Source organism: bacterium, assembly GCA_040755795.1.
GTDB lineage: Bacteria > UBA9089 > CG2-30-40-21 > CG2-30-40-21 > SBAY01 > JBFLXS01.
This window is the reverse complement of record JBFLXS010000251.1, coordinates 1-5,902: the sequence shown is the minus strand read 5'-3', so window position 1 is coordinate 5,902 and position 5,902 is coordinate 1. Positions and strand designations below refer to the sequence as shown.

Annotated in this window: 8 protein-coding genes and 1 tRNA gene; all 9 read right to left on the bottom strand. The window is 36.2% G+C overall.

Annotation, left to right across the window (positions count from 1 at the left end; genetic code table 11):
* Nucleotides 1-282 precede the first annotated feature (282 nt).
* The 9 genes from rpsR to AB1414_13965 all read right to left on the bottom strand — a co-directional run bounded on the left by rpsR (nt 283) and on the right by AB1414_13965 (nt 5,711).
* Complete coding sequence (rpsR, locus tag AB1414_14005; protein MEW6608535.1) at nt 283-537, bottom strand: 30S ribosomal protein S18; 255 nt, start codon at nt 535-537, stop codon at nt 283-285.
* A gap of 23 nt (nt 538-560) precedes the next feature.
* A complete protein-coding gene (locus AB1414_14000; GenBank protein ID MEW6608534.1) occupies nt 561-980 on the bottom strand; it encodes a single-stranded DNA-binding protein in 420 nt (139 codons plus the stop codon).
* A gap of 2 nt (nt 981-982) precedes the next feature.
* Nucleotides 983-1,321 carry a 30S ribosomal protein S6 gene (gene rpsF, locus AB1414_13995; protein MEW6608533.1) on the bottom strand — a complete coding sequence of 113 codons (339 nt, stop codon included), beginning with the start codon at nt 1,319-1,321 and terminating at the stop codon, nt 983-985.
* Entirely contained in the window at nt 1,318-2,187 is an 870-nt protein-coding gene (locus AB1414_13990; protein MEW6608532.1) for a hypothetical protein, read from the bottom strand. The genes rpsF and AB1414_13990 overlap by 4 nt, the downstream gene beginning before the upstream one ends.
* 49 nt (nt 2,188-2,236) lie before the next feature.
* Nucleotides 2,237-3,325: a redox-regulated ATPase YchF gene (gene ychF / locus AB1414_13985; protein ID MEW6608531.1), complete on the bottom strand. Its 1,089-nt coding sequence runs from the start codon at nt 3,323-3,325 to the stop codon at nt 2,237-2,239.
* Nucleotides 3,326-4,108, bottom strand: a complete 783-nt coding sequence (locus AB1414_13980; protein ID MEW6608530.1) for a flagellar motor protein MotB — start codon at nt 4,106-4,108, stop codon at nt 3,326-3,328.
* Between the two features lie 2 nt (nt 4,109-4,110).
* Nucleotides 4,111-4,911 carry a flagellar motor protein MotB gene (locus AB1414_13975; GenBank protein MEW6608529.1) on the bottom strand — a complete coding sequence of 267 codons (801 nt, stop codon included), beginning with the start codon at nt 4,909-4,911 and terminating at the stop codon, nt 4,111-4,113.
* A 361-nt stretch (nt 4,912-5,272) separates the two neighbouring features.
* Nucleotides 5,273-5,348, bottom strand: a tRNA-Gly gene (locus AB1414_13970).
* On the bottom strand, nt 5,349-5,711 hold the full coding sequence (locus AB1414_13965) for a response regulator (protein ID MEW6608528.1): 363 nt from the start codon (nt 5,709-5,711) through the stop codon (nt 5,349-5,351).
* Nucleotides 5,712-5,902: the final 191 nt, after the last annotated feature.

Here is a 5,902-nt window from a genome sequence, read left to right as displayed (position 1 = left end):
TTTCTAAACATAGCAAAGCAAACTTAACAAAGCAATAGGTTGTTCACCACCTTATTTTCCTTCCTTTGCGTCCTTTGCGAAATCTTCCTTTGCGCTCTTTGCGGTTAAATCTTTATACCTTTAAAAACTTGAACATCAAGTAACAGGTAGTTCAATCTTCCAGATTGAGAAATAAAATAATCACAAGCAAGATGCTTGTGATACTGTATTCATCAATTGATGAATTTCAAAACAATAACTTCTCCTCGCCAATTACCATTTACCTGTTATAAAAGGATAAATCTATTCTACCGTGTATGGTAAAATCGCCAGATTTCTTGCTTGTTTAATGGCTCTGGTTACCAGACGCTGATGTTTTGCGCAATTTTTGGTAATTCGTCTATTCAAAATCTTTCCTCTTTCAGATATGTATCTTCTTAAACCATCAATATCTTTATAGTCAATTTCTTTCTTTTTATCCACACAAAAGTAACATTTTCTCCTTCGTTTTGGATCGGCCCAATTAGTTGCTTTTTTTGTCTGTGTTTTTTTTAACATAATCTATTAATTTTTTTCCTCCTTTAAAAAGGCACATCCTCATTTTTATCTTCTGGAGTTCTATTGTTTTGAGATTCAGATACTCCTTCTTCTACTTCTTCCACCGGAGGTTTAGCTCCTCCTAAGAAAACTACTCTATCTGCCACTACTTCGATGATGCTTCTTTTTTGTCCCTCTTGAGTTTCCCATGAGCGTTGTTGAAGTCTGCCTTCGACTAAAACAGGACTCCCTTTACTTAAATACTGATTGCAAGTTTCCGCTTGCTTTCTCCAGACTACCACTGGTATAAAACTTGTTTCTTCCCGTCGCTCTCCTGCTTGAGTCATATAACTCCTATTAATCGCAACTGTAAAATTTGCTACAGGTTGACCACTTGGAATATATCTCAATTCTGGATCACGGGTTAAATTACCGGCTATTATCACACGATTATAATTTGCCACGACTATGCTTCCTCCTTTATTGGTTCTTCCTTTACTGGTTGTGTTTCAACTACTGGTGCAGTTGATGTTTGGGTAAGAAATCTTAAAACGATATTAGAGAGTTTCAGAATATTTTCATATTCTTTAATTGAGACAGGGTCAATTTCTAAATTTAGCAGGTAATAAATCCCTTCCCTTTTATGTTTAATGGGATTTGCTAATTTTTTTAACCCCAGTTTTGTTACCTTTTTAATTTCTCCACTATGTTTTTCGACTATTTTTTCTACCTTTTTGATTAACTTTTCGACCTCTTCTTCTTTTACTTGTGAGTTAACAATTAACATACATTCATAACATCTCAATTTTTATCCCTCACCTCCTTTTTTTTATCATCTTCAATGCCCAGACTTACTCCAAAGATATAAGCCGATAAGGCTAACAAAAATCCTACCCCTTCGCCAGGGGCACCTGGTTCACGGTCCAGCTTATGAGCGAGTTCATGGAAATCTTTGGCTTCTTCAAGCGAAAATATTTTTCCCCCTGTAGACATATCTTTATATTTTACTAATCTCGCAATTTCTTCTTTGCTGAAAGGATTAGATTTTCCTGTTAGCCACTTTACTGTATTTTCAAATGTATTTATATGACTATCACTAAAACTTTTATAAAGTGTAATTTGTTCTTCAGGTAAAATAAGATGTGCCCGAGCCAGGACTGTAATTATATTTTCATCCACCATTTTTAGAACTCTCGTATTCTCACTTATATTTTCAGCCATTATCCTCATTGCGTTAACTAACTTCTCAAATTTTTCATCAATTGTCGCAAACCTTGCATCAATTGTCGCAAACCTTGCATCAATTGTCGCAAACCTTTCATCAATTGCCGCTAATCTTTCATCAATTGTCGCAAACCTTTCATCAATTGCCGCTAATCTTGCATCAATTGCCGCAAGTTTTCTTTCAATTATTTCAAATCTTGCATCAATTGCCTCGAACCTTGCATCAATTGCCGCAAATCTTACATCAATTGCCGCAAATCTTGCATCAATTGCCTCGAACCTTGCATCAATTGCCGCAAATCTTGCATCAATTGCCGCAAACTTTCTTTGTAACCATAATATACCACCAATAATGGTTCCTATTAGAGTAATTATTCCTCCGAGAATACTTCCGAGAATAGTAATTACTCCCTGAACTGAGTTAATCCACTCTAATATTGTCATCATTTCCTCCAAAATAAGTATATCAAAAAATCAATATTGTGTCAATAAAATTTTAAGGATTAAATTTAAAAGTAATAACATCTCCATCACAAACACAATATTCTCTGCCTTCGTGCTTAATTTCGCCCATTTCTTTTGCCTTTGTCCACGAACCTATTTCTTTCAATTTTTGATATGGAATAACCTCAGCACATATAAATCCTTTTTCCATATCCGTATGTATTTTCCCGGCGGCTTTTGCGGCTAATGTATTTTTCTCAATCGTCCAGGCTCGAAGTTTTCTATTTGCCACCGTAAAAAAGGTGATGAGATTAAGTGCCTTATATCCTGATTGAGCTAATTTTTGTAAGCCAGATTCTTGAATACCGAGTTCTTCTCTAAATCTTTGTGCCTCATCTTCATCGAAATCTTCTAATAATTCTACTTCCAATTTAGCATTTAAGATAATTACCTCTAATCCCTCTTTTAATCCCTTGAGTTTAACCTGACCAATTAACTCGTCAGGTGTATTTTCATTAATATTTGCCACATAAATTATCGGTTTAGCCGTAAGTAGTCCATAAGTTTTGACAAATTCCTTTTCTTTTTCGTCAAGGTGCAATCCCCTCACTGGATTTTCGGAATCTAAGTGAGTTTTAAGTTTATTTAGAACCTCTATTTCTTCTTTATAGATTTTATCTTTTGTTTTAAGATATGGGGTTATTTTATTTATCCGTTTTTCAATCGTCTCCAGGTCTTTTAAAATTAGTTCGATATTTATAATATTAATATCCTTTTGTGGACAGATTTCTCCCTCAATATGCGAGACATTCTGGTCGATGAAGGCACGAATAATCTGAGCAAGTCCATTTACTTCCTGAATATGAGATAGAAATTGATTTCCCAGTCCTGCTCCTTTACTTGCTCCACGAACCAAACCCGCGATGTCAATAAATTCAATAGTTGTTGAGATTGTTTCCACCGCATCGATTAATTTCGACAATTCGTTTAGACGACTATCTTTTATACTTACCATACCTACATTTGGTCTTACTGTACAGAAAGGAAAATTTTCTGCGGGGACATGTAGTTTGGTTAAGGCGTTGAAAACAGTAGATTTACCTACATTTGGCAGCCCAATAATCCCTAAGGTAAAGCCCATTTAAAATTCCTTTATTTTTTTATCCAGGATAACAATATTGATTCTTCTGTTTTGAGGAGAAGAAGGATTTTCATCAATAGGCTGGAATTGACCATAGCCGGCAATAGCAAATCTTTGTTCGTATTCCTCTAATTTTTCTTCATCAAAACCTCTTTTTTTAGCATGTTCAATAAAATAATGTAAGATATTATTAGCCCTTGCCGTTGATAATTCCCAGTTAGATTTAAACTCTTGAGTGGAAATTGGTGAGGCATCTGTATGGCCTTCAATTATGACTTTATTTGGGATTATCTCAAGGGTTTGGGCAATTTTATCCAGACTGGCATAAGATTCTTCTTTTATCTTAGCCCTGCCGACATCAAAAAACAACGAATCATGATAACTTACCACTAATCCTTTTTTAGTTTTTTCAGTAACTACTTTTCCCTCGCCAACGGTCTGGGGTATACTCTGGACTAATCTTTTTTTAATGATTGCTGTTCGGATAACAGCGGTTGCCCTGATTCCTTCTTCTGCTGTGCGTTTGGGAAGAACACTATCTCCTCCTGATTGCGGGGCATTAGCTTTATCTCCTCCCTCGCGTTTAAATATAGAAAATATTCGTTCTAATGCCTCACCTAAAGCCGCTGATTTAGGACCTTCCATTTGAGATGTCGAGACTAAAATAATAAATACTCCAAGAAGTAAGGTAATCATATCCGCATAGGTAATTAGCCACCGTAAGCCACCTGCGGTTTCAAGTCCTTCACCATGTTCTCCACCACCTTTCTTCTTCTTCGCCATTTTTAACTCTCCTCTTCTTTAAAAAGTAATTCTTCCGCTGTTTTATGATGATAGATAATAATATCTATGCGGTTATTAACTTTAGCATAAAGGTCCTCATTTACCGGGTGAAATTGAGCATAGCCAAATACAGACAATCTCTTTTGAATATTTTCAATCTCTGTTGGAGATAGACCACTTTTTTCTGCATAATCTATGAGGTGCTGTAAGACATTTGTTGCCCGAGCAGTTGATAGTTCCCAATTAGATGGGAATTGTGCCGGTAATGAGGCATCCGTATGTCCTTCAATGGCGATTTTATTAGGAATTCTTGAGATTAAAAGACCAATCCGCTCAAGTGTAGGATATGCCTCTGGTTTTATTAGGGGACTCCCTCGCTCAAATAATAATGTTTCATAACATCTAATTACCAGGGCATCTTTAGTCGATTTAACTGCCATCTTACCTTTTTTAATTTCAGAACTAAAGGTTTGAGTATATTTACGGGTAATTAATGCCTTAGGAGAGATTAAATCTTTTGTAGCGGATAGGACACCACTTTTACCCTCTAATACCTTTTTACCACCTGCTCCTGTAACAACCTTTTCTCCACCACCACCTTCACTAATACTAAATACCTTTTCAAATGCAGTGGTAAGTTGTTGCATTTCAGATTCACTCGGAGCACCACCAGAACATAAAATAATAAATACTCCCAGAAGGAGTGTAATCATATCTGCATAAGTAATTAGCCAGCGTAACCCACCGGCAGTTTCAACCTTCGCTCCTCCTTCTCCACCACCGCCTTTTTTCTTCTTTGCCACTTTACACCTCATAGGATGACTAAAGTAATGGATCAGCCACAGAGGCACAGAGTTCACAGAGAATTAGAGAAATTAGTCACAAATGGACACGAATTATAGCACTTATTAATCGAAATTTGACATAGATATGGCTATGAAATTCCAAATCACAAATTCCAAACAAATTCGAATGACCAAAATTCAAAACATTACCCCCCATAGTTTGATATTTATTACTTGAAATTTGGTGCTTATTTGAGATTTGGTGCTTGGGATTTGGGATTTTTTCCTTATCCACTCTGAGTAAAATTTTGACTAATAACTGCTATATTCCCTCTGTGTTCTCTGTGGCTATATCCCTGAACGGTTAAGTTTTTCCTTTTGGAGCGGGGGACGGGATTCGAACCCGCGGCCAACGGCTTGGAAGGCCGTTGCTCTACCAACTGAGCTACCCCCGCTCATATTTTCTCAAGACTTTTTTTTACCCTATTTAATAAATCATTCATTTCAAATGGTTTTGCGATATAATCTTCAACTTCCATTCTCTCTGGCATACTTGTTTCCTCAGATAAGGCACTTATGATTATTATTGGGATATGAGCTGTTTCTGTCTCTCCTTTAAGTTGTTCATATACCTCCCAACCATCCATTTTTGGCATCAAAAGGTCTAAGAGGATAAGGTCAGGAAATTCATGTATTGTTTTTGCTAACGCTTCCTCACCATCAAAGGCATCAATAATCTCATATCCTTGTATTTCCAGAGCAACCTTCACAACATCAATTATATATCTATCATCATCAACAATTAAAATCTTTGCCACATTGGTATCTATTGTATCAGAATAACCCCTAATTTGTCAAGCATAAAATTTTTCCACCTGTGCAGTTAACTTTGAGAGCGTTGCGTAGGAGTTAAAGCTATATCTATGGTCACAGGCATTGCTTTACTTCATTTTCTGCCATCTTTTGCTTATTAAATTTGCTCCAGAGGAGCAATCTGTTTGTAGAAGAA